Source organism: Niabella insulisoli, assembly GCF_039652435.2.
GTDB classification, from domain to species: Bacteria; Bacteroidota; Bacteroidia; order Chitinophagales; family Chitinophagaceae; genus Niabella; species Niabella insulamsoli.
Window position 1 is genome coordinate 4,162,025 of sequence record NZ_CP190246.1, and the last position, 23,360, is coordinate 4,185,384.

A 23,360-nucleotide genomic window follows, 5' to 3' on the forward strand; every position below is an offset into this window, starting at 1 on the left:
CCTGATCAGGAAAATTCAACTTTATGGCAGATGCAATTATTCCGCTACTGACGCTTATTGCGCTCGAAGTAGTGTTAGGCATTGACAACATTATTTTTATTTCGATATTGGCTGACAAGCTGCCCGAAAATCAAAGAAATAAACTGCGGATCTGGGGTATCGGCCTGGCCATGGTCATGCGCCTGATTTTACTGGCCATTCTTTCCTGGATTTTAAAACTCGATCAAACGCTGTTCACGGTTTTTGATATGTCATTCACGGGCAAAGAGCTTATTCTTATTCTTGGGGGTTTGTTTCTTTTATACAAAAGCACCAAAGAAATTTATCATAAAACAGAGGAGCCCGACCCTAACGCACCAACAAATATTAAAACCAGCAGTTTCAGGAAACTTTTATCAGAAATCATTGTGCTCGATCTTGTGTTTTCAATTGATTCTATCATTACAGCAGTCGGCATGGTCAGCGAATTGTGGATCATGTACACCGCCGTTGTGGTGACCGTGATTATAATGCTGATCGCTTCGAAACCCATCAGTAGCTTCATCAGCCGCCACCCGTCGTTCAAGGTTTTGGCGCTTTGCTTTCTAATGTTGATCGGTTTTGCATTGCTGGCCGAGGGCTTTGAAGTGAAAATTCCGAAAGGCTATATCTATTTTGCGATGGGGTTCTCCTTCCTGGTCGATTTAGTTCAAATGAAAACAACCGAAAAGACAAAGCCCGAGTCGAAATAAATTTGAGCCGCTTGGCTGCCTCCGGGCTTTAGCCGCTTGCCTCCAATGGTTCTTCACCCCCCTTAGTAATTCATTAAAAAAAGCCCCGAAATGGGGCTTTTATTTATTTAGATGCTTTTTAATGCTTAGTGGCCCTCGCCTTTGGCAGGCGCTTCGGCGGGCGTGGTGTGAGAGGATGGCATTGTAGTTTCTTCGAAATGCTTATCATATCTATTGCGAAGGTTTTTATAAGACTGACCATCTGCTAAAAAAGCGATGATGAACCAGATGAATAATGCCAGCGGCACCACAATAGTCATAATAAAATTCCTGATTTCATCGCCCAGGTGCATAAATACCGATACGATATAATATGCTTTAGCCAGGGTAAGGATACAAACAATACCTTTCAACAAAAGGATGAAAAAGTAGGGAGGCTCTCCTTTATGAAGAAAATAAATCAGGAAACCAATGGCGAGCTCTATTACTGTAATTACAGATAACAGAATCGTAGTTTTCTTTACTCTTTTTTTAAACTCAGCGTCGTCGGAATGGTGGTGATGCACACTTACTTCCGGGTAAGCCGCGGATGGAGAAATATCTTTTGTAGGATCGTAATGATTACTCATAACCTTTATAAATGCTTAGTAATAATTTTATTTAATGCCTTTTGATTATATCAGATAAAAACACAGGAACACGAACACCCAAACCAAATCTACAAAGTGCCAGTACAAGCCTGCTTTTTCTATCATCAGGTAATGCCCTTTATTTTCAAAAACATTCGAACGGGTCATTAATAACATAACGATATTGATGATCACACCGCTAAATACGTGGAAACCGTGGAAACCGGTAATACCATAGAAAAATCCGCCAAAAGCAACTGGCCCGGTCTCGCGCACATGAATGTCGGAGCTGCTTACCATTTGCGCCAGCTGATCTACCGGCATTTTTGCTAATTCCGCATGCGACGCTGTAGATAAGTGATTTTCATGGATCAATGTCGCCAAAGTTTCCGGTGAAGAATTTTGTAACGCTGCCGTCAGCTCAGGCCCGTGCACCAGCTGCCCCCATGGATTGTGGCGGGTGGTCTGACTGATCAATTCTATTTTACCGTCGATCAACGTAGCGTGTTCTGCCGTTAACAGGTGATGCCACTCCAACGCCTGGCAACCCAAAAACGCCAAGCCACCAATGATCGTCCAAAGCAACCATTTTTGCACATCGGCTTTGTTTCTGTTGTGGCCGGCATGCACTGCCAAAACCATGGTTACAGAACTGATGATCAAAATGAATGTCATGATACTCACAAAAACAAGCGGCAGGTTGGCATGGCCCGCGCCGGGCAATGCGTTAAAAACCACGTTGGGGTCGGGCCAGAAATTCTGGCTAAACCTGGTGGTTCCATAGGAAATCAGGAACGCGCCGAAAGTGAAAGCATCGCTCATTAAAAAATACCACATCATCACTTTTCCGTACTCAATATTAAAAGGGCTTTTGCCGCCGCTCCACCATTTGGTACGATGTGTGTTTACTGTTGCTTCGTGTGCCATTCCTTAAGAAAAATTTTATCCTACAATTAAAAAAAATATTAATAAATACAACCACAAAAGGTCGACAAAATGCCAGTACATGCCCATTACTTCAACCGGAGTGGAATTGTAATGTTTTGTTTTTCCTGCGACTGAACGTATCAGCATTACCGCCAGCGCAACCACGCCGCCGAGGATATGGAGGGCGTGCAGGCCGGCAATTGCATAAAAAAACTGGCCTGCTCCGGACGATCCTTTAAACCGGATATTCTGGTTCCACAAATCAAAAAAGCCAAATACCTGGCAAACTACAAATACCAGCCCCAATACAAACGTGGTCGTGATCAAAGAGCGGTAACGCAGCATTTCGCGCGCCTTGAAAGCCTTTGTCGCCATCTGCATAGTGACGCTGCTTGCCAGGATCACCACCGTCGACACCCAGAAAACCTTTGGCAATACCATGGTGCGCCACCCTGTCAAATTACTTTTTACGATAAATGCGCTCGTTAAACCGGCAAACATCATGATGATACTCGCCATGGCCACCCAAAGGGTAAACTTATGGGGGTGTAATCTTTTATGTTGTTCGCTACTCACTAATTCCATCATTATTTTATTTTGCCACCTGAGTGCCGTTGTCGATTTTTTTGTCTTTCGCTTTTTTAAAATTTTGATTGACCTCTCTGCATCAGCCTTTCGCCAATAACAATGCTAACAGTACTACCGGTAAATACATATAACTTCCAAACATCACATTTCTCGCGCTTTTTACATCCATCCTGTTATACAGCATCACACAACGCATAATCATGAACAGGTTGGCCGCTCCTATCAACACCAAAGCTAAAATGCCGATCAATCCCGTTGCTGAGCTAATGCCGGTGAAAAACGGGGCGAACGTAATGGGCACGAGCAAAAGCGAATATACCAGCGTTTGCAGTGCTGTAAATTTCGTCGGCCCTTTATCGCTTGGCAACAGCTTAAATCCAGCTTCGCTGTAATCTTTATGCGCTACCCAGGCAATGGCCCAGAAATGTGGAAACTGCCACAAAAACTGGATACCGAACATCACGGCGCCGCCCAGCCAGTCGATTTGCTGTCCCGGAACGAATCCGGCTACCCAGCCGATCAGGCAAGGCAGCGCACCGGGTATCGCCCCTACCAATACCGCAATAGAATTGACTTTTTTTAAAGGCGTATAAACAAAAGCGTATAAAAACAAGCTAAACGCAGCGATGATGGCTGCTGTCCAGTTGAAATAATAGCCTAAAATAAATACACCGATGGCGCCTGTCAGTATCGCAAAGCCCCAACCTTGCTCGGGCGTTATGCGCCCGCTGGCAATGGGCCTTTTAGCGGTACGTTTCATCAACGCATCCGTATCTTTTTCTACTACCATATTGATGGTGTTGGCGCTTCCTGTAACCAACATCCCACCTGCAAAGAGCAATACAATCCTCCACCAGTCAATCAACACTTCAGGTACCAGCAGGTAACTAATTACGCTGCTGAAAACTACCATTATACTTAAAGAGGGTTTTGTAAGTTGTACGAAATCTTTAAACATAGCGACTCCAGCCCCCTCTGGCTCCCCCGGAGGGGAAGGAATCCGACGCACAACGCCCGCTTTTCAAATATTCATTATTATTTTCCAAATCTCTTTCTGTGCGACACGCTACATGCTACTTCTTTAAACGACTACCCTTGCCTCTTAATGCGCGCTTTCTTTTTCTCCAATCGGCTCGGTTTGCGGAATGAAATCCCTTCCATCTTTACCGTAGTCATACGCCCAACGATGCACTTCAGGAATTTCACCTTCCCAGTTACCGTGTCCCGGATGAATAGGTGTCGTCCACTCAAGCGTGGTTGCGCCCCATGGATTTAAAGATCTTACTCTTCTTCCTTTATACATCGAATAGAAATAGTTGAAGACAAACATCAATTGCACTGCAAATACCATCACGGTTACCACCGTAATCATTGCGTCGAGGCCGTGAAACTGGTTAAAGCTCACCCAGCTGCTTTTATCGAGGTATCGGCGAGGCATGCCCGCGAAGCCCTGATAGTGCATCGGCCAGAAAATCAGATAAGCGCCGATCAGTGTCACCCAAAAATGGATGTAGCCTAAAGTGTTGTTCATATATCTTCCATACATTTTGGGGAACCAGTGATAAATACCGCAGAACATACCGAAAAATGCGGATACACCCATTACAATATGGAAGTGTGCAATCACAAACATGGTATCATGAAGGTGAATATCAATAGTAGAGTTTCCTAAGAAGATCCCTGTTAATCCACCCGAGATAAATAAGCTTACGAATCCGATCGCAAAAAGCATGGCCGGCGTAAAACGAATATTACCTCTCCATAAAGTTGTCAGCCAGTTGAACACTTTAATAGCCGAAGGAACGGCAATCAGCAGCGTCAGCAGTACGAACACCGACCCGAGGAATGGGTTCATGCCCGTGACAAACATGTGGTGCGCCCATACCAAGAACGCCAGGATACAAATGGCAAAGAGAGAAAACACCATTGCCATATAACCGAAGATGGGTTTGCGCGCATTCACCGACATTACTTCCGACACGATACCCATGGTAGGCAGAATGATGATGTAAACCTCAGGGTGGCCCAGGAACCAGAACAAATGCTGGAACAGGATCGCGCTACCGCCTTCGTTTGAAAGCGCCTGACCCGCCACATAAATATCGCTCAGATAGAAGCTGGTGCCGAGGTGGCGATCAAACAACAATAAAATCAACCCTGAAAGCAATACAGGGAAAGAAAGCACACCTAAGATGGCGGTAAATAACAACGCCCATATTGTTAAGGGAACACGGGTCATTGACATACCTTTCGTCCGCATGTTTAAGATAGTAGCGATATAGTTCAACCCTCCCAATAATGAAGACACCACAAAAAGCGCCATAGCTATAATCCAGTAATCCATTCCGGCTTTTGAACCTTCAGAAGCCTGGCCCAGTGCGCTCAACGGCGGATAGATCGTCCAACCGCCAGATGCCGGCCCTGTTTGAATGAATAAAGAAGCGAGCATTACCACACTTCCGCCGAAAAAGAACCAGTAAGAAAGCATGTTCATCATCGGAGAAGCCATATCCCTTGCGCCGATTTGCAATGGAATAAGCAGGTTCGCGAAAGTGCCGCTCAAACCAGCTGTCAATACAAAGAATACCAAAACTGTTCCGTGCATTGTGGTTAGCGCGTAATAAAACTCAGGCCTGATACGCCCGCCTTCAGCCCATTTTCCGAAAAAAGTTTCCAAAATAGGAAAGCTTTCCTCAGGAAAACCGAGTTGCAACCTGAACAAAACCGAGAACAACCCACCAATAATCGCCCATACGATTCCCGTTATCAGGAATTGCTTCGCGATCATTTTGTGATCCATGCTAAAAATATACTTCGAAATAAAAGTTTCTTTGTGATGCGCATGCACATGATGATGGTCATCCGCATGATGGCTGTGGCTCGCCGTTTCCTGGTTGGTATGTAAAGTATCGCTCATAAAAAATGTCCCCTTTATATATAGCTAAGGTATATTAAATTATTTTTCTTTCGTTGAATCAGCAACTGCTGCGGTCGCGCTGTCGGCAACAGACGCCGGAGCAGCAGCCTGAGCCGTAGCGGCGGCAGTTTCCTGCTGTTTGTCTAACACGGCCGTTTGATAAGCAGCCTTTTGCGAGTAAAACCACTGATCATATTCTTCCTGTGTTTCTACAATAATTTCTCCTCTCATTCCGGTATGGCCGGCGCCGCACATCTGGTCGCAGGCAATTTCGAAAACAAAATCCTCGCGGCCTGTTTCCTTAATCATCTCCTTGGTGGTTTTAATCGGTGTAAACCACAAGGTAGTTGGCGTACCCGGTACAGCATCCATTTTCAACCTGAAATGAGGCAGCCCCACACTGTGAATAACGTCTTTGGCGCCGATCACCAGCTTCACAGGCTTGTTTACCACCAGGTGCAATGGGCCTCCGGAAACGATGTCGTCGTGTGTGGCAACATCATCCCAAATCAGACCTAAAGAGTTATCCTGTGTTTCATCGATATATTTATAATTTTTCTTTCCCAAAACGCCGTCTTTTCCCGGATAGCGAAACTCCCATTTAAACTGGCTGCCGGTAACCTCTACCGTAGCGGCGTTTTCAGGCGCGGTCCCTGTAATCTGGTACCAGTAAACCAATCCAAAAGAAATAAGCACCGTCAAAACAATCGCCGGCACAACAGTCCAGATCATCTCCAGCTTGTTGTTGTGGGGGAAATAGTAAGGTTTTCTGTCTTCTCTTTCCTGATATTTAAAAGAATACCAAAACAAAAGGATTTGCGTAATAAAAAATACAATACCCGTAGCGATCAGCGTGTATTTCAGCATTCTGTCTACCTTAATACCATGATCTGACGCCGCGCCGCTAAGGCCGAGCGTTTTATCAGCCAATGTGTGGTGCGCCCAATAAACGCCGAAAAGGCCCACAACAAGGAACAATAGTAAAAGAAATGCATTGATCCGGTTAGACTGCTTTCTTGTTCTTTCCTCTCCTTGTATTATTGATACAAATTCAGTAGCCCTTGCAATCTGAAAGGTGATAATGAATCCCAATAATAAAATCGCTATTAGTAAAAAAGTATGCATACGATGTATTGTTCTGTTATTGTTTTCTTTCTGTTTTTTAGCTTATGAGGTTCAATAACCCTTTGTTATCTTCCCCCGCAAACCCTTTATCTTATTGTTTACCTTTCAATAATTGAAAATTAATTAGGTATGGTGGATAACACTTTCTTTGGCGAACGGATGATTTTCAACCGTCAGCGGATATTTGCTTAAAGTCCGCGCCACCAACAACATAATCAATCCTACAAAGAACATTGCGATGCCCATGTCGAAAGCAATGTTTGGTACTTTATTGGGCGAGACTGCCGGGAATACCATTTGGAAAAAGTCGAGCCAGTGCCCAAATAAAATTAATATAGATACAAAGGTTACGATCGTGTAGTTCCTTTTCGAGTCGCGGCTCATGAAGATCAGAATCGGACCTACAAAGTTGATGGTCAACATGGTCCAGAATATTCCGGCATAATGGCCTGGATTATAGGCGTTGCCGATCCTGTTCACAAAATACACGGTTTCCTCAGGCTGGTTACTGTACCAGATCAGCATAAACTGAGAGAACCACAAGTAAGTCCAGAAAATGGAGAATGCGAACATGAATTTACCAAGGTCGTGCAAATGCTCTTTGTTCACTGCGGGCAGCATGCCGTTGTTTTTTAGGAAAACGACATACAGGCTTATCAAAGCAATACCGGCTACAAACGTGCTGGCAAACGTGTACCAGCTATACATGGTGCTGAACCAGTGCGCATCGATACTCATCAACCATAACCAGGGCAGAGAAGACATGATCGTAAGTGCAAATACCACGATGTATAAAGCCGCCATTACCGTATTGTCCCAAAGAAACTTCTTACGTGCTTCTACGGTAACAGGAGGATTGGTATCCAGGCTGCGCGAACGCTGGCGCATTTTCCAACCTAAGAATGACCAAAATACAACCGTGAACACGGTTACAACAGTATAAAATGTTTTATTTAAGAACCCGCTTTTAAATTTCAATACCGGATCGTGCTCTACGTGAGCGGTATCCGTCCAGTGATAAATAACGTGATTGCCGCCAAATACGATAGATAATAAAATCACGGCTGCGATAACGCCGATTACCGGCACCGCGGAAGATACCGCTTCTGTCACACGTGAAAAACCAATCTGCCAGCCGCCCCAGGCAAGGGTGGTTGCGCACATAAAGAACATGGCAGCGTTTACTACTAACAGGAAGTAGACACTGTTTTGCAACAGGCTTGCCCAAAAACGTGCATGGCTTCTGTGTACCTCTTCTTCGCTACCCGTAACCCCATGCGTTGAAATATACAATGCAATGGCTGCGATCAACCCTACACCCATTAACACATAAGCGATGGTGTTATATTTTTTTGTAGGTATAAATTTTTCTACTGTTGACATTCCTGATCTTTATTAAATAAGTTCTATAATTAATTCGTCGCTGCTGTTGAACTGTCGGCTGGTGCCGCTGCTGCCGGAGCTGCTTTCTGCTGCTGTTTTGACTTGATATAAGTGATCACTTCCCAACGCTGCCGCGGCGAAAGCTGAGAAGCATAGCTGCCCATTTGTCCTTTACCGTAGGTCACCGAATAGAACATGGTACCCGGCGCCATCGCGATCATTTCCGCATCCATGAAGTTTTTAGGCGCCGCAGAGTAAGGACCATCGCCTCCTTTGAACAAGGGGCCATTTCCATCAAGCTTATCGCCATGACAAATAGCACAATTAATCAAATACAGGCGTTCTGCTTCTTTCATGTTGATGGTAGCGGCCGCACTATCCAGCGGGTTTTTAAGATTGGCTGATAAAGCGTATCCGGTCGAGTCGTGTTTAAGATCGAAGTGAAAAGCCAGATCATCCTCTCTCGAAACAGTTCCAGCCACCGGTAACCTGTCATAATGCACACCCGAATCTTTCAACGCAGCGGTAGAAGCGTAGGTTTCATACGCCCGGCTGTAGAACATATCCGGCATATAGGCAATGCCAGGATCTTTACCTGCGCCACAACCCGCAGCCACCGCGCCCAGAAACAGAACTGCTATGTATAATTTCTTGTTCATATTTGATATTCGATGCTTGATTCTATTTTATTATTCTTAATCTCTTATAAAGGCAGTTTCGCTACTGCGTATCGGCCTTTCCATTTACACCTGGGGTGTTTTCTTTCCGAAACGAACCGTTTCCCGGTCGTAGCGTCCAATCCACCAGTCTGCTTCCCTGTGCTGAATTTCTACATCCTGCGCACCCACGCTTTGAAGAAAAGCCAGCGCTTCGGCTTCATTTGTTTTGTCGGTACACTCGATCGCCATCGTAAATGTGTCATCCGTGCTGCGCAGGTTGAAGTGGTCCTTCTTTACAAAAGGCGCCAGCTGGCACAACCAGCAGAAAGTAAGCACCATGCCCACAGCAGAAAACAATACGGTTAACTCAAACATGATGGGAATCCACGCAGGCAGGGAAAAATAAGGTTTACCGCCAAAGTTGATAGGCCAGTCATACGTAAGCATGAAAGTGATAAACCCGATTGCCGTTGACGTACCGGTAATACCGTAGATAAACCCGGCGATGTGCAGGTCGGTGTCTTTTAATCCCATTACTTTATCCAAACCATGGATTGGAAAAGGCGTGTACACATCATGAATTTTGTATCCCGCACGACGCACTTTTGTTACCGCCGGAAACAAAACCGTTTCTTCGTAAAAATTACCTACAACAAATTTCTTAACGTTCATATATTTTTTGTTACAGATTCAGGCTTTTGGCTTCCCGCTGCCCTTATCATCTTTTCAACTTAATAACTGTTTCGCCGGTTTTTAATGATGATGGTTTTGATCATGTTCAAACGCCGCATAAGTCTGTTGCTCTTCTTTGTCATAACCCGCTTTATAGCTGTCGCCATTCTTTTTAAGGATATGCTTGATCTCGGCAATTGCGATTACCGGGAAGAATTTCGAGAACAGGAAGTAGCAGGTGAAAAACAATCCAAAAGTACCCATGTAAAACCCGATCTCCCAAATAGTAGGCGTGTAATACGTACTCCACGAGCTGGGCAGATAATCGCGATAAATAGAAGTTACGATGATCACAAAACGCTCGAACCACATACCAATATTTACCAGGATACTCATAAAGAAAGTAACCAGGATATTGCGTCTCATTTTACGGAACCAAAATATCTGCGGAGATAATACATTACAACCCATCATCAGCCAGTAGCTCCATCCGTAAGGGCTGTTCAGGTTTACCCTGTTTTCTTTAAACGCGAACCACTCGTAAGGCGCGGCGCTATACCAGGAAATAAACAGCTCTGTTAAATAGGCAATACCCACGATCGAACCGGTCAACACGATCACCTTATTCATAACGTCGATATGCTCCATCGTAATATATTCTTCCAGCGCAAGCACTTTCCGGGTAATCAGCAAGAGCGTTTGCACCATTGCAAAACCACTAAATACCGCACCCGCAACGAAGTAGGGAGGGAAGATGGTGGTGTGCCAACCGGGGATTACCGAAGTAGCGAAGTCAAATGATACGATCGTGTGTACCGAAAGTACGAGCGGCGTAGAAAGCCCCGCTAGTACGAGCGATAATGCTTCGTGCCTTTGCCAGTGCTTGGTGCTACCTGTCCAGCCGAAAGAAGCCAGGCCGTAGAAAAATTTCCGCCATTTTAGTTTGGCGCGGTCACGCAGAGTAGCCAGGTCGGGTAAAAGCCCCGAATACCAGAATAAAAGCGATACTGTAAAATAAGTCGAAATCGCAAACACGTCCCAAAGCAGGGGCGAGTTGAAGTTCACCCATAGCGGCCCGCGGGTATTGGGATAAGGCATTACGAAGAATGCATTCCACACACGGCCCATGTGCCAGATCGGGAACTGGCCCGCGCACATTACCGCAAAAATGGTCATCGCCTCTGCTGCACGGTTTACACCAGTGCGCCAGCCCTGGCGGAATAATAATAAGATCGCGGAGATCAGCGTACCGGCGTGACCGATACCTACCCACCAAACGAAGTTGGTGATATCCCAACCCCAACCCACAGTTTTATTAAGGTTCCACTGGCCGGTACCATACACCACATCCATGTAAATGGATACTACACCAAATCCTAACAGGCCCAATGAAATGATAAAGCCTACCCACCAGAGTTTGCTGGGTTTTGCCTCCACCGGACGACATATATCTTCCGTAACATCGTGGTAGGTTTTATTTCCTTCTACCAATGGCGCCCTGGCCTGCGATTCGTATCTGATTAATGACATAGTTATTTATATGCTTTAAGCTGTAAGCTATTCGCTCAAGCCCTATTTACATTACTTTTTGTTTCTACTAATTGCTTAATGATGCGCTTCCGCTGCCGGAGCCGCTTCATGCTTTTCTGCCCCGTGTGCGCCCGGCGCTTCATGGCCGCCTTCGCTTCCATGACCTTCGCCACCCCCGTGATGATCGCCAGTGGAAATGATCTCATCTGTGTTTCTGATCTTCGCCAGGTAATTTACATTCGGCAACACGTGTAACTGCTCCAATACATAGAATGTACGCAACGGGTTGTTCTCACGCTCTTTGGTAATCGCACTTTCAGGATCTTTTACATTTCCGAATACGATCGCATCCGCCGCACATGCAGAAGAACAAGCCAGTTTGATATGCCTGTCTTTCATCGGCACTCCTTCTTTCTTGGCATCCAGCTTGGCCGCCTGTAAACGCTGCACACACATCGAGCATTTTTCCATTACACCTCTCGAACGAACGGTAACATCAGGGTTTAACACCATTCTTGTTAAGGAATCGTTCATATGGAACACCGCCGGGTCTAATTTACCCACCACGGTTTGATCCTGGTTGTCAGGGAAACTATCTGCTCCGGTATAATCTAACCAGTTAAAACGACGCACTTTATAAGGACAGTTGTTCGCGCAATACCTGGTACCGATGCAACGGTTATAAGCCATTTGGTTCAACCCTTCGTTGCTATGATTGGTAGCGGCTACCGGGCAAACATTTTCGCAAGGTGCGTTGTCACAGTGCTGACACATCATCGGCTGGAAGATCACGCCTTTCAGCTCGTTCGGATCTTTTTCGTCTGAAACGTAGTAGCGGTCGATACGCAGCCAGTGCATATCGTGATAACGCATCACCTCATTTTTACCAACAATGGGAACATTGTTTTCAGCATGACAGGCAATAACGCAGGCGCCGCAACCGAAGCACGCATTCATATCGATGCTCATGCCCCATTTGATAGCTTCTGCTTCATGCTCGCGATACATCGTACCGGCTTTAACAAAGTCGTCGCGCGTCGCGTTTTCTTTTCCCGTGTAAGTTTTATAAAGTTTGTCAGCGTAATCTTTATACTGTGTTTTATCCTGCAGGAAGGTCGCCATAGTGGTTTCTCTCACCACTTCCACGCGGCCTTCATAGCTATTGTGAATTTGAGTTTGAGCCAGCTTGTACATATCGCCGGTGTTGCTCACTTCCGCATCCACGGCATAATGAACAACGCCGGTGCCGTTGAAAGAAGACAGCGGATAAACATCCAGACCCACTTTCTTATCTTCCCTCGCTTCGTCCACATAGCTTGCTCCCAAAGTGTGCGTGCGGCCATAACCCAATGCCACGGCTATCGTGTTGGGATCCATTCCCGGCACCACGATGATCGGCAGTTTATAGCTGACACCTTTTACCTTGATATCAACAACAGGCTTTTTAGGATAGTATTCGTAATCGTTGCTTTTATAATCAATTTTAAGTTCATCTGCCAGGGCCATGGAAATAATCGCATAGTTATCCCAGGTGATCTTCGTGATCGGATCAGGCAACTCATGCAACCACGGGTTGGCGGGATGTGTTCCTGCGCCTAACGCATTGCTTTGATATAGAACGATTTCCTTTTTCGATGATTTGGGGGCAGCAGCGATCGCGGCAACCGCAGTCGCTAACGCATTGGAGGAGTAGGCTCCGCCTGATACAGCCGCTTCGCCGGCGGTCGTCGAAACACCGTCTTGCAACGCTTTCAAATAAGCCATTTCCCCGCCGAGGCGTCCCATCCAGAAATTCCTGAAATATTCAGCAAAATCTTCGTTTTTGCCAGCCCACTGAAGCAGGCTTTCCTGCCATTGCCTTGTTTTAAAAAGAGGGGAAATCGTTGGCTGCATAAAGCCGATGCTTCCCGCAAAAGCTTCTCCATCGCCCCAGCTTTCTAAATAGTGATGCGTAGGCACCAGGTAGTCACAGAACTCGGAAGTTTCATCCAGCTTTTCGTTGAAAGAAATTTTGAGTTTTACTTTTGGTAAAGCTTTTTTCACCCTGTCCTGTTGTGGCCAGGTATACACCGGGTTGGCGCCATAGATCATCAAAGTGCCAATCGCTCCGCCTTCCATTTCGGCAAGCAGGTCAGCAAAATCTTTGTCAATACCCTGACGGTAATTTACCGGAGCAGACCAGTCAATCGTAGTTCCGTAAGCTCCGATGGCTGCATTGATGGCGTTTACCACCAGCTGGATATTAACATCGTTGCTTCCCGCTACTACCAGGCTTTCTCCTTTATGATTTAATAAGTCTTTCGCTACTTTATCAATTCCCGCTTTCAGTTTTGCATTTGAAAAAGCAGGCGCTGCAACACCAGCCACGCCAACAGCCGCAGCCAACGCTGTCACTACCATGCCGGTTTCCGATTCGCGATGGATAAATCTTTCATCAGCGTTAGCCCCGGTCATGCTTAAGAAGCTCTCAAACTGGTAGTGTTTGCTCATTTGCGGGTTGGCTTCATTGATCTTCCTGTTCAACGCATAGCCATGTTGAAACTCAACCGGGCTCAACCATGAGCTAAGAAAATCAGCGCCAATGCTTACTACAACTTTTTTGGCGTTGCCAAATTTATAGTTGGGGATGGCTCTTTTCCCAAAGCTCGCTTCGTTGGCCAATAGCATTCCCGTGTAGGAAACTGCATCGTATTGAACGTGCTTGAAGTTGGGGTAAGCCGCTTTGAAATCCGCAATAGCCTGTAAAGCCGAAGGCGAATTGATGGTAGAAGAAAGTAACACCACTTGTCCGCCTGCGCTTCTTATCTGATCCACAACGGCTTTATCAAGCGCTTCAAACGTGGGTATTTCTTCTAATTTATTTCCTGTTTTATGTTTTGGATGTGTAATTCTGTATTTATCATACAAATCAAGTACTGAGGCCTGAATCCGGGGGGTTGTACATCCTTTTACGAAAGAAAGGTTGTTGCCCTCGATCAAAATGGGGCGGCCATCTCTTGTTCTGGCCAACACCGGCACAACATCTCCATCCTGAACAAAAGTGGTGGCGTAGTATTTTGCATCTCCCGGAATAATGTTTTCCGGTTTAACCGCATAAGGAATGGCTTCACGCACTTTCGTTTTACAGCTCGCGGCCAGTGTGGCAGCGGCAGTGCTGAAACCAACATACTTTAAAAAGTCCCTGCGCGGCGCTTTTGCGTCTAATAAACCCTTGCTGTCAAAATCTTCAAAAGGAAGCTCTTCGCGAAACTCGTCGCTTACTTTCTTCTGAAAATTTTCAGGGTCATTTATTTCTCCAAAACCTTGCCAGTACTTGTTACTCATATTGTTTATAATGTGCTAATTCTATAATGTGCTATCTGCTGTTTTTATACAGCTAACTCTTTTATTAATAGTGACATTTTTGACACTCCAGACCGCCGATATCTTTTACCGTTACGCTGTCCATCTTGCCCGATTTGATGTCATTATGGAACTTTTCATAAATACTGTAGTACTGATTGCCCCCGGTAGAGTCAACATTAAAGTTCACTTTGGTGTTGCGGTGACAGTTTACACACCAGCCCATGCTCAACTCAGAAAACTGGTATACTTCATCCATACCGGTAATTTCTCCATGGCAGGTTTGACATTGCACGTTTCCAACTCTGATGTGTTGGCTGTGGTTGAAGTATACGTGATCAGGCAGGTTGTGAATTTTAACCCATTCGATAGGTTTGGCTTTCGAAGCATCCCAGGCATCCGGGTTGGCCGGGTCGAAGCCGGCATAATCGTACAATTTTTGAATTTCTTTTGTTCCGTCCACCACATGGCCTTCTTTATTCTTCAATTCAGGCCCGTTATATTTTTGGATGGTTTTGTGACAGTTCATACAAACGTTCACAGAAGGGATCGCGGCGGTTTTACTTTCCCAGGCATTGCCATGACAATACAAACAATTGATTTGATTGATACCAGCATGTACTTTATGAGAATAGAAAATCGGCTGCTCAGGCTCGTAATGAATCTGGCGGTTAACGTTGATCATTCCCTTGGTAGTGAAATATCCGCCTACAATAAATAATACGATGGCGGCGATCGCCAGGTAAGTTTTATTCCGATAAACCGGTAAAGAAGGCGCCGCTTTTACTTTTTCTGCGTCGCGGGCTGCCTTTTGCAGGTTGAAATTTACATAGATAAGCACTAGCGCTACTAAAGCCAAAATCAACGACACTACGCCGTACATGATATTGTTCTGGCTGGAAGCTTCAGCCCCTGCACCTCCTGCAGCGCCCGCATTACCTTTATCTTTATCTAACGCACCGGAAGCTTTTGCTTCAATGTATGCAAGAACTGAATTTATTTGTTCGTCTGTCAAATCTGGGAAGGTCGACATCGCAGTCGACGAAATTTTTGACACTTCAACTGCTTTTGGATAGCCCGATGCAATCAATTTCTGGTTGTTTCTTATCCACTCATGCAATTTCCCGGCGTCCTCCCAACGTCCTGTAACGCCTCCCAGGGCAGGACCGGTGCTGTTCGACTTCATATCGGGAGCGTGACAGCTTTGACATTTGCCTACAAACAAAGTTTTCCCTTCGTTAACATTGGCATCCTGCGCAAAAATCGGGGACATAGAAACAAGCAGCGCTATTATAAGTAAGGTTAGTTGGTTCAATAAATACTTATGATTGTTCATAAAACGCATAAAATCTAAAATGTGGATAAAAACCTCTGAACGACTGCAAAAATAAGGCGCGCCGTTAACATTACAGCAACAATTTGAAAATTTTTTAAATCCGCTACCAGACTGCATTTCAGCCGATTTTTCGCCCTTTTTTTTAAACTTCAAAATTTGTTTGTCATTAAAAAGTCATTGGCAGATGGCCCGATTTGATGTGAATATCTCCGGTCTTATGTCAAATTATAGTCATATTTCTTCGGCTTCAGGGCCGCGCAATGACGCGGAAATTATGATTCGAATACGGTCGCTTTCCAAAAACTTTGCAACAGCATGGGTTTTCTTTGGCGGCCAAGTCTTAATTTGCAACTACTCCATGTTTAAAAAACTAAAACAAAAATGGGGAGTCGGCCCGCTGCAACTAACCCTTATTCTTTTCACCTTCGCCGTCGGTGGCAGCCTGAGCGGTTATGCCGGCAGGTGGCTGATGTCGCAATGGGCGCCCGGCAATCGGCTCGTTTATTCGGTATTATATATAATATGTGTTACGCTCATTTGGCCTTTCATGGTGTTGCTGGTGAGTGTACCCCTGGGCCAATATGCCTTTTTCAAAAAATATCTCGGGAGTCTCTTTAATAAATTGTTCCGGAGACGGAAAATTAAATAGCGGCCCCCGATCTTTGCAACTCATTATGAAGCAAAAATTAGCCATTTTCGCCAGCGGTGCCGGAAGCAATGCGAAAAAAATCATCGAGCATTTTAAAAATAGCCCGGTAGCTGCAGTAGCCCTGGTGGTTTGCAACAAGCCCCACGCGGGCGTCTTAGATATTGCCGCAGCAGCTGAAATAGAAACCGCGCTCATCGAAAGGGACCAATATAAAAAAGACGGGTATGCCCAATTTTTAAAGGAAAAAGGGATAGATTTTGTAATTCTGGCCGGTTTTTTATGGAAAATACCACAGCCGCTTATCGACGCTTTCCCGCGGGGCATTATCAATATTCATCCGGCGCTGCTGCCAAAATACGGCGGCAAAGGTATGTATGGCGCTTTTGTGCACGAGGCAGTGATCGCCGCCAAAGACGCTGTTAGCGGCATTACAATTCATTATGTGGACGAGCATTACGACCACGGTGATGTGATTTTCCAGGCGACCTGCGATATCGCGCCCGGCGACACGCCCGATCAGCTGGCTGAGAAAGTGCATCAACTCGAACATGAACATTTTCCAAGGGTTATCGAGCAGCTGTTAACGGGAAAATAGCTTTTTCGCCCATCGAGGCCTCCGCCTCATTTAAAAGCAACTTTATCAAAGCATTTGCATTTTCTTTGGTTGCTTTGCCGTCCTGACTATTCATTTGAAACTATCTTTTTTCATATTATTTATTACGTTCGTAACGGGGCTTCAGGCACAAACGACGATTCGGGGCACTGTTTTCGATAGCTCGGGCACTTATCCGATTCAGGCCGTGTCGGTTTTGGCGACCAATGGCTCCGGAACGACCACCGACGCCAACGGCAATTATAGCATCCGCGCAGGCGAGGCAGACTCTATCTGGTTCAGCTATCTGAATAAGCCTACCCGGAAATTTCGGGTGAGCAGCATCAAAACGCCTTATGCTTTTAATATTTCCCTGCAAACTTTTATTGAAATTTTGCCCGATGTGAAAGCAAGGGTGCGTGATTATAAACGCGACTCGATCCAAAACCGGAAGGATTACGCTAAAGTGTTCAATTATGAAAAGCCGGGCTTAAAAGTGAGCTCGCTCAGCGACGGAACGGTGGGCTTTGATCTGACTTCTATTATCGAATCCTTTCAGTTTAGAAAGAATAAACGCATGGCTGCTTTTCAAAACCGTTTGATCTCGGAAGAACAGGAAGCCTTTATCCGGAACCGGTTTAGCAAGGCGCTTATCCGCCGTATTACCCAGGCCGACAGCGACAGCGCTATCAGCCAGTTCATTATCTTATACCAGCCTTCGTTTTTGTTTACTTCTACCGCCAACGATTATACATTTCATAAATACATAAAAGACTCATACGAACGCTTTAAAAGCGGCTTGATGCCCAGCCCGCTTTGGCTCGAAGGCGCCACCAGCGACGATGCGGTAATTTACCGCCGCTTTGGTTCCCCATCTCCAAACTGATAATTATGTAAATTGCAGGATGCGTTATTTAAAGCCTGCTATCTTTCTGCCACTATGTGCCATTTCTTTTTTTTGCTACGCACAGCCCAGCTGCGACCTCCTGATCCAAAACGGGAAAATTATCGACGGCAGCGGCAACAATTGGTATTATGGAGATATTGCCGTTAACAAGGGGAGAATCGCCGCGATCGGAAGAAACCTCAAGTACCGGGCTTCGCAACATATTAACGCGAAAGGATTAATCGTAGCGCCCGGCTTTATTGATGTACACACACATATCGAAGGCGACGAAGCCAAAAACCCAACGGCTGATAATTTTATCTATGACGGAGTCACTACTGTTATAGCCGGCAATTGCGGCGCTTCGAACGTGGATATCGGCAAATACCTGGTTTGGATCGATTCCTTAAAACTATCTGTAAACGTTGCTTCTCTTATAGGCCATAATGATATTCGCAAAGCCGTAATGGGGCGCGCCAATCGCAAACCCACGGCTGCAGAACTTACGCGCATGCAGGATTTGGTAGCGCAAGCTATGAAAAACGGGGCGGTGGGTCTTTCCACAGGACTAATTTATATTCCCGGCACCTATTCCGAAACGCCGGAAATCGTGGAGTTGGCGCGCGTCGCCTCCAAATATAACGGCGTTTATGTGTCGCATATGCGGGATGAAGGCGACGAAGTAGCGGCGGCGATCAACGAAGCTATCACCATCGCGCGGCAGGCCAATATTCCGGTGGAGCTATCGCATTTCAAGCTAAGCGGCCAGCAAAACTGGGGCCGTAGCAAAGAAACAATCGGCATGGTAAAAAAAGCGAGGTCGGAAGGTTTGGATATTACGATCGATCAATACCCTTACACGGCCAGCAGCACTTCGATCAGCACTTTGTTGCCCGATGAAATCCTGGCGGACGGCCAGGACAGCATTGTTGCCCGCCTGAGCGATCCGGTCATCAAAAAACAGGTAGTCGAAAAAATGCTAGCCCGGCTTAAAAAAAGAAAGCTAAAACATTTCAGCTACGCGGTGGTGGCCAGCTATCGCCCCGACAGCGCTTATAATGGTAAAAGCATTGAAGAAATTAACCTGATGAAGGGCCGCCGGCATAAAGCCCGGGAAGAGGCGCTTACCATCATTGATATTATGATGAATGGCGGCGCCAGCGCAGTTTTTCACGGAATGGGCGACGAAGATGTGAAATATATCATGCAATATCCTTTCAATATGTTCGCCAGCGATGCGTCCATCCGCATTTTTAACCAGGGCGTGCCGCATCCGCGCGGCTACGGCACCAATGCGCGCGTACTCGGCAAATATGTGCGGCAGGAAAAAGTCATCTCACTGGAAGAAGCCATTCGCCGGATGACCTCACTTCCGGCGCAAAAATTCCAGCTTCACGACAGAGGCCTGTTAAAACAGGGCATGGCTGCTGATATTGTGATTTTTGATGAAGCCGAGGTGGAAGACCGCGCCACCTATAAGCAGCCCCACGCTTATTCGAAAGGGTTTCATTATGTCGTAGTAAATGGAAAATTAACCGTCAACCAAAGCCGTCATAACGGCACCCGCGCCGGCAGGGCATTGTATGGGCCCGGACGCGCTTTGTAAAATTTTTATTCTATCGAAATCAGCTCCTGCGACCCCCACTTTGAACTGCTTTTTACCACGCCAAAATCGGGGACAAACCATTCAGTCATTTGCATTTTTATTGGTATCCCAATTCCCATGGTAATGACGGTTTTTGCGTCGTAGGTAATTTTATAGGCGTCCCAACTGCCGGCGGGCGTTGTGATCTTTTCTTTGGCGGCGACCTTTCTGTTGGTGATATCAATGCTCATATTGGCCTCCATGCCCGACTCCAGGACCATGTCCATACTAAAATTAGCATCGCTGAGCTGCTGGCCGGCGCTAAGCGAGGACGGGTATTCCATATAGGCGCCTTTGCTCTGTAGTTTTGCATTTTTGAACTGCTCCATTTGCTGCGGGTTCATCATAACTTTCATGTCGATCATCAGGCTGCCGTTTTCGCACTGCATGGTTCCAACGCCGCCGCCCAACGATTTTCCTTTTTTGTCAAAAGCTTCTGACTTGACGGAAGCGGTCGTTTTGCCATTGGCTTTTGTAACATCAGAAACACTATAAACATATTTACCGTCGTTATTACCTTTGCGGTCGTACATGGCCATAGTGACCGTTTTATTTTTTTGCAGAAAAAAATAATTACACTGCGCCTCAAGCAGGTTGGCCGTTGCGATAGATAGAAGCAGAAAGCATAGAATTCTCATCATATTATATTTTCTTGCAAATTAGCCAGACCCGGCCAACCCCACAATCGCTAAAAAAGGTTACTCCTGTCGCCTGATGGCAACAAGAGTAACCTTTAGATGATGAGAATTGTGCGGTTTTTAGTTCAGCACTCCATATTTCCCTTCCTGAAACTCTTTTACCGCTTCGTAAATTTCCGCCTGCGTGTTCATTACAAATGGCCCGTAGCTGGCGATCGGCTCATCAATGGGTTCGCCGCTCAACAACAGTATTACCGAGTCGTTAGAAGCTGAAATCGCGATTTCCTCCCCTTCATTTTTGAAAAGCACAAAACTGTGTTCACCCGCCTCTGTGCCGTTAATATTTACACTGCCTTCGATCACTAACGCAGCGGTGTTATGCGTAGCGGGAACGGCGGTGGCTACTTTGCCGCCTGCGTTCAGCCGGATGTCAAAAAGATTTACATCGGTGTAAGTAGCGGCCGCGCCGGCATTGCCGTTGAAATTTCCGGCGATGATATTGACTTCACCACCATTTTCGGGCAATGCCACCTTAGTGATATTATCTTTAGTCAGCGCCTGGTAGTGTGGTGCTACAGATTTATCTTTTTTGGGCAGATTCACCCACAATTGAACCATTTCAAAAAAGCCGCCTTTTTTTGCAAATTCTTCTTCGTGGTATTCTTTGTGCAACACGCCTGCGCCTGCTGTCATCCACTGTACGTCTCCGGGGTTGATGATGCCGCTGTTTCCGGCGCTGTCTTTATGAGCGACGCTGCCTTTATAGGCAATGGTTACCGTTTCGAAGCCTTTATGCGGATGCACGTCTACACCGCGTGGCTTATCTGTTGGTGAAAAGTTGAATGCTGCGGCAAAATCAAGCATTAAAAACGGACTGATCCGATGTTGGGTAATGCCGCCTCTGGGAATATAATTATACACCCTGAAACCGTCACCTACCATGCCTGGCTGATTCGGTTTTTTAACGATGGTTTCTACGATTTTTTTCATTTTTATAAGCTCCTTTTGAGGCAAATCTATAACAGAAAGCCTGCTGTTGAAATAAGGAAGGTTAAGCGAAAAAATTAAGATAGGTTAAGCCGCGAAAAAAACAGGAGGCGTTCGCACCGCCCCCTGAAAAATTTGGGAAACAAAACCATCAAAAATTAATGTTTAACCCATGAGATTCGATTTCGAACCCCAAACGAAGTTAACAAGAGATAGGTAGATTTTGCTATCTTTGTGCTGATTGTGATATTGCTTGCTTAATTTAAACCAAATTGCGTAATACAACTATTGATACGGAAGCCATTGTGCTGTCGAGGGTCGCTGAAGGGGACACCGCCGCTTTCGCATCGCTGTTTCGAAAGTTTCAGGGAAAGATATACACGCTGGCATTATATCTCACTAAATCACAACTAATTGCAGAAGAAATCGTCCAGGAGGTTTTCATCAAAGTTTGGGAACATCGCAAAGAGCTCGCTTCCATTGATTTCTTCAATTCCTGGCTGCGTACAGTTACCCGAAACACTTGTTATAATCATCTGAAAAAAACGGCCACCGAAAAACTCGCGCTGTCAAAGCTTTCGCATATCGAAGAAAAAACCGAGGCCTCACCCCACGAGTTGGTCGCTTTTAAAGAATTTGAAAGCCAGATAGAAGCTGCCATCGGACAACTTCCTCCGCAACAACAGAAAGTTTTTCGCTTAAAAAAACAGTCGGGTAAAAAAATCAACGAAATCGCCGACGAACTTTGTATTTCACCACACACGGTAAAAGAATACCTCAAACTGGCCCAAAAATCCATGAAACTGAGCCTCGAAACCCAGCTGGCCATATTAATTTCAGCAATTTTATTTTTCTGACCCCCTCCTTTTTCTTTTCCAATTGTCTAAAAGAGTAAGCATTGCTTTGCTAAAGCCACTTTTTTTATGAGCATTCAAAGATTTGAATACCTTTTTGGTTTGTATTTAAGCCAAACCATCACCGACGCGCAAAGAAACGAGTTGATGGAAATGCTGTCGAATCCGGACAACCAGTTTATTATACAGTCAAGGATTGACGAGCTTTATGACGATATTTTGCCGCAACATTCTTTATCAGACGATAAGATAAACAGTATGCTCGATACAATACTGGCGGAGTCGAAGCGGCCCAAAGTTTACTCTTTTAGAAGAATAGCCACTGTGGCAGCGGCGGTAGCGGCCGTTGTGCTGATTGCCGTATCGGGCTATCATTTCTCACGAAACACAGAGCCGCAGGAATTAGCCAAAACAGAAATTAAAGCGCCTTCGGAAATCATCGCTTTTATAACACTCTCTAACGGAAAAAAAATAGCTGTCAGTGAAATTTCACCGGAGGGGGCCACCCACGTTGAAGGCGCTGAAATCAGGCGCCGTAAAGACGGAAGTATCCTATATGGCGAAGGGGCCGCCTCTGAGCAGGTGCACACCCTCGAGAACCCGGCCGGAAGCAGGATTGTCAATATCCAGTTGAGCGATGGCTCCAAAATTGCACTCAACAGCGGCAGCAAAATTTCTTATCCCGTGGCGTTTACCGGTGCAGAAAGAAAAGTCACACTTTCCGGAGAAGCGCTTTTCGACATTGCTCATCGCAATAATCAGCCCTTTATTGTGCAAAAAGGAACAGCAGCCATAAAAGTGCTGGGAACGGTCTTCAATGTAAAAGCTTACGAAGAAAACAAAGAAGTAGAAGTGACACTTTTGAAAGGCAGGGTAAGCATATCAAACGGGAACCCCAAGGTTTTTAAAATACTCAAACCAGGCCAACATGCAAAAATAGGGTCGAGTCTGGATGTTTCGGACGCGCCGGATATTGACGCCGCCGTTTCCTGGAACACGGAGACTTTTATCTTCAATAACGAACGAATCGCTGAAATTGGCAACACGCTGAGCCGCTGGTATAATGTGGACCTGCTGGTTACGGACACAGCCAGCGCCAACGCCACTTTTTCCGGAATTTTTAATCGCCAAAGCAGCCTCAACGAAACCATTGGTTTATTGCAGGCCGCCGGCGTAAACGTAAAATTAGCCGATAACAAGATTATCTTCTAAACATAGTTTTTGTAAATGCGTTCGCACCGCAGTTATAAAATTGGAAACAAAACCATCATTACAATTATTGTTTAATTCA

Annotated in this window: 21 protein-coding genes; 7 read left to right on the forward strand and 14 right to left on the reverse strand. The window is 45.7% G+C overall.

The features are described 5' to 3' along the window. Nucleotides 1-23 precede the first annotated feature (23 nt). Nucleotides 24-731 carry a TerC family protein gene (locus ABDK00_RS17700; protein WP_346235997.1) on the forward strand — a complete coding sequence of 236 codons (708 nt, stop codon included), beginning with the start codon at nucleotides 24-26 and terminating at the stop codon, nucleotides 729-731. Nucleotides 732-856: 125 nt separating this feature from the next. On the opposite strand, the gene ABDK00_RS17705 is transcribed toward ABDK00_RS17700, so the two are convergent. The 12 genes from ABDK00_RS17705 to ABDK00_RS17760 form a co-directional block, all read right to left on the reverse strand. Then, entirely contained in the window at nucleotides 857-1,339 is a 483-nt protein-coding gene (locus tag ABDK00_RS17705; protein ID WP_346235996.1) for a cytochrome C oxidase subunit IV family protein, read from the reverse strand. Between the two features lie 45 nt (nucleotides 1,340-1,384). Next, entirely contained in the window at nucleotides 1,385-2,266 is an 882-nt protein-coding gene (locus tag ABDK00_RS17710; protein ID WP_346235995.1) for a cytochrome c oxidase subunit 3, read from the reverse strand. Between the two features lie 15 nt (nucleotides 2,267-2,281). Continuing rightward, nucleotides 2,282-2,854: a heme-copper oxidase subunit III gene (locus ABDK00_RS17715; protein WP_346235994.1), complete on the reverse strand. Its 573-nt coding sequence runs from the start codon at nucleotides 2,852-2,854 to the stop codon at nucleotides 2,282-2,284. 79 nt (nucleotides 2,855-2,933) lie between these two features. Continuing rightward, nucleotides 2,934-3,812, reverse strand: a complete 879-nt coding sequence (cyoE, locus tag ABDK00_RS17720) for a heme o synthase (RefSeq protein WP_346237364.1) — start codon at nucleotides 3,810-3,812, stop codon at nucleotides 2,934-2,936. Nucleotides 3,813-3,956: 144 nt separating this feature from the next. Continuing rightward, nucleotides 3,957-5,771, reverse strand: coding sequence for a cytochrome c oxidase subunit I (locus ABDK00_RS17725; protein WP_346235993.1), 1,815 nt, complete (start codon nucleotides 5,769-5,771; stop codon nucleotides 3,957-3,959). A 39-nt stretch (nucleotides 5,772-5,810) separates the two neighbouring features. Continuing rightward, on the reverse strand, nucleotides 5,811-6,896 hold the full coding sequence (locus ABDK00_RS17730) for a cytochrome c oxidase subunit II (RefSeq protein ID WP_346235992.1): 1,086 nt from the start codon (nucleotides 6,894-6,896) through the stop codon (nucleotides 5,811-5,813). Between the two features lie 123 nt (nucleotides 6,897-7,019). Next, complete coding sequence (locus ABDK00_RS17735; RefSeq protein ID WP_346235991.1) at nucleotides 7,020-8,279, reverse strand: quinol:cytochrome C oxidoreductase; 1,260 nt, start codon at nucleotides 8,277-8,279, stop codon at nucleotides 7,020-7,022. A gap of 29 nt (nucleotides 8,280-8,308) precedes the next feature. Then, a complete protein-coding gene (locus tag ABDK00_RS17740; protein WP_346235990.1) occupies nucleotides 8,309-8,938 on the reverse strand; it encodes a cytochrome c in 630 nt (209 codons plus the stop codon). Between the two features lie 84 nt (nucleotides 8,939-9,022). After that, nucleotides 9,023-9,610, reverse strand: coding sequence for a DUF3341 domain-containing protein (locus ABDK00_RS17745; protein WP_346235989.1), 588 nt, complete (start codon nucleotides 9,608-9,610; stop codon nucleotides 9,023-9,025). Between the two features lie 81 nt (nucleotides 9,611-9,691). Then, the gene (gene nrfD, locus ABDK00_RS17750) at nucleotides 9,692-11,140 is read right to left on the reverse strand and encodes an NrfD/PsrC family molybdoenzyme membrane anchor subunit (protein WP_346235988.1); all 1,449 of its coding nucleotides are present in this window, start codon (nucleotides 11,138-11,140) and stop codon (nucleotides 9,692-9,694) included. A gap of 75 nt (nucleotides 11,141-11,215) precedes the next feature. Then, nucleotides 11,216-14,464, reverse strand: a complete 3,249-nt coding sequence (locus tag ABDK00_RS17755; RefSeq protein ID WP_346235987.1) for a TAT-variant-translocated molybdopterin oxidoreductase — start codon at nucleotides 14,462-14,464, stop codon at nucleotides 11,216-11,218. A gap of 64 nt (nucleotides 14,465-14,528) precedes the next feature. Next, nucleotides 14,529-15,755 carry a c-type cytochrome gene (locus ABDK00_RS17760; protein ID WP_346235986.1) on the reverse strand — a complete coding sequence of 409 codons (1,227 nt, stop codon included), beginning with the start codon at nucleotides 15,753-15,755 and terminating at the stop codon, nucleotides 14,529-14,531. A gap of 280 nt (nucleotides 15,756-16,035) precedes the next feature. Here ABDK00_RS17760 and ABDK00_RS17765 point away from each other — a divergent pair, with 280 nt between their 5' ends. The 4 genes from ABDK00_RS17765 (at nucleotide 16,036) to ABDK00_RS17780 (ending at nucleotide 19,551) form a co-directional block, all read left to right on the forward strand. Continuing rightward, the gene (locus ABDK00_RS17765; protein ID WP_346235985.1) at nucleotides 16,036-16,467 is read left to right on the forward strand and encodes a hypothetical protein; all 432 of its coding nucleotides are present in this window, start codon (nucleotides 16,036-16,038) and stop codon (nucleotides 16,465-16,467) included. A 25-nt stretch (nucleotides 16,468-16,492) separates the two neighbouring features. After that, nucleotides 16,493-17,062, forward strand: coding sequence for a phosphoribosylglycinamide formyltransferase (locus tag ABDK00_RS17770; RefSeq protein WP_346235984.1), 570 nt, complete (start codon nucleotides 16,493-16,495; stop codon nucleotides 17,060-17,062). A 94-nt stretch (nucleotides 17,063-17,156) separates the two neighbouring features. Further along, nucleotides 17,157-17,945 carry a hypothetical protein gene (locus ABDK00_RS17775; RefSeq protein WP_346235983.1) on the forward strand — a complete coding sequence of 263 codons (789 nt, stop codon included), beginning with the start codon at nucleotides 17,157-17,159 and terminating at the stop codon, nucleotides 17,943-17,945. 19 nt (nucleotides 17,946-17,964) lie between these two features. After that, the gene (locus ABDK00_RS17780) at nucleotides 17,965-19,551 is read left to right on the forward strand and encodes a D-aminoacylase (protein ID WP_346235982.1); all 1,587 of its coding nucleotides are present in this window, start codon (nucleotides 17,965-17,967) and stop codon (nucleotides 19,549-19,551) included. A gap of 5 nt (nucleotides 19,552-19,556) precedes the next feature. Here ABDK00_RS17780 and ABDK00_RS17785 read toward each other — a convergent pair whose 3' ends face one another. Both ABDK00_RS17785 and ABDK00_RS17790 read right to left on the reverse strand, forming a co-directional pair. Continuing rightward, on the reverse strand, nucleotides 19,557-20,231 hold the full coding sequence (locus ABDK00_RS17785) for a hypothetical protein (protein WP_346235981.1): 675 nt from the start codon (nucleotides 20,229-20,231) through the stop codon (nucleotides 19,557-19,559). Nucleotides 20,232-20,348: 117 nt separating this feature from the next. Continuing rightward, nucleotides 20,349-21,218 carry a pirin family protein gene (locus ABDK00_RS17790; protein ID WP_346235980.1) on the reverse strand — a complete coding sequence of 290 codons (870 nt, stop codon included), beginning with the start codon at nucleotides 21,216-21,218 and terminating at the stop codon, nucleotides 20,349-20,351. 269 nt (nucleotides 21,219-21,487) lie between these two features. Here ABDK00_RS17790 and ABDK00_RS17795 point away from each other — a divergent pair, with 269 nt between their 5' ends. Then, nucleotides 21,488-22,072, forward strand: a complete 585-nt coding sequence (locus ABDK00_RS17795; protein ID WP_346235979.1) for an RNA polymerase sigma-70 factor — start codon at nucleotides 21,488-21,490, stop codon at nucleotides 22,070-22,072. Between the two features lie 66 nt (nucleotides 22,073-22,138). Then, complete coding sequence (locus ABDK00_RS17800; RefSeq protein ID WP_346235978.1) at nucleotides 22,139-23,281, forward strand: FecR family protein; 1,143 nt, start codon at nucleotides 22,139-22,141, stop codon at nucleotides 23,279-23,281. The last annotated feature ends 79 nt before the right edge of the window (nucleotides 23,282-23,360 follow it).

What these genes read in the sequence shown, in the direction of transcription:
- ABDK00_RS17700 (WP_346235997.1), top strand. Translation starts at nt 24, where the DNA reads ATGGCAGATGCAATTATTCCGCTACTGACGCTTATTGCGCTCGAAGTA.
- ABDK00_RS17705 (WP_346235996.1), bottom strand. Translation starts at nt 1,339, where the DNA reads ATGAGTAATCATTACGATCCTACAAAAGATATTTCTCCATCCGCGGCT.
- ABDK00_RS17710 (WP_346235995.1), bottom strand. Translation starts at nt 2,266, where the DNA reads ATGGCACACGAAGCAACAGTAAACACACATCGTACCAAATGGTGGAGC.
- ABDK00_RS17715 (WP_346235994.1), bottom strand. Translation starts at nt 2,854, where the DNA reads ATGATGGAATTAGTGAGTAGCGAACAACATAAAAGATTACACCCCCAT.
- cyoE (WP_346237364.1), bottom strand. Translation starts at nt 3,812, where the DNA reads ATGTTTAAAGATTTCGTACAACTTACAAAACCCTCTTTAAGTATAATG.
- ABDK00_RS17725 (WP_346235993.1), bottom strand. Translation starts at nt 5,771, where the DNA reads ATGAGCGATACTTTACATACCAACCAGGAAACGGCGAGCCACAGCCAT.
- ABDK00_RS17730 (WP_346235992.1), bottom strand. Translation starts at nt 6,896, where the DNA reads ATGCATACTTTTTTACTAATAGCGATTTTATTATTGGGATTCATTATC.
- ABDK00_RS17735 (WP_346235991.1), bottom strand. Translation starts at nt 8,279, where the DNA reads ATGTCAACAGTAGAAAAATTTATACCTACAAAAAAATATAACACCATC.
- ABDK00_RS17740 (WP_346235990.1), bottom strand. Translation starts at nt 8,938, where the DNA reads ATGAACAAGAAATTATACATAGCAGTTCTGTTTCTGGGCGCGGTGGCT.
- ABDK00_RS17745 (WP_346235989.1), bottom strand. Translation starts at nt 9,610, where the DNA reads ATGAACGTTAAGAAATTTGTTGTAGGTAATTTTTACGAAGAAACGGTT.
- nrfD (WP_346235988.1), bottom strand. Translation starts at nt 11,140, where the DNA reads ATGTCATTAATCAGATACGAATCGCAGGCCAGGGCGCCATTGGTAGAA.
- ABDK00_RS17755 (WP_346235987.1), bottom strand. Translation starts at nt 14,464, where the DNA reads ATGAGTAACAAGTACTGGCAAGGTTTTGGAGAAATAAATGACCCTGAA.
- ABDK00_RS17760 (WP_346235986.1), bottom strand. Translation starts at nt 15,755, where the DNA reads ATGTCCCCGATTTTTGCGCAGGATGCCAATGTTAACGAAGGGAAAACT.
- ABDK00_RS17765 (WP_346235985.1), top strand. Translation starts at nt 16,036, where the DNA reads ATGTCAAATTATAGTCATATTTCTTCGGCTTCAGGGCCGCGCAATGAC.
- ABDK00_RS17770 (WP_346235984.1), top strand. Translation starts at nt 16,493, where the DNA reads ATGAAGCAAAAATTAGCCATTTTCGCCAGCGGTGCCGGAAGCAATGCG.
- ABDK00_RS17780 (WP_346235982.1), top strand. Translation starts at nt 17,965, where the DNA reads ATGCGTTATTTAAAGCCTGCTATCTTTCTGCCACTATGTGCCATTTCT.
- ABDK00_RS17785 (WP_346235981.1), bottom strand. Translation starts at nt 20,231, where the DNA reads ATGATGAGAATTCTATGCTTTCTGCTTCTATCTATCGCAACGGCCAAC.
- ABDK00_RS17790 (WP_346235980.1), bottom strand. Translation starts at nt 21,218, where the DNA reads ATGAAAAAAATCGTAGAAACCATCGTTAAAAAACCGAATCAGCCAGGC.
- ABDK00_RS17800 (WP_346235978.1), top strand. Translation starts at nt 22,139, where the DNA reads ATGAGCATTCAAAGATTTGAATACCTTTTTGGTTTGTATTTAAGCCAA.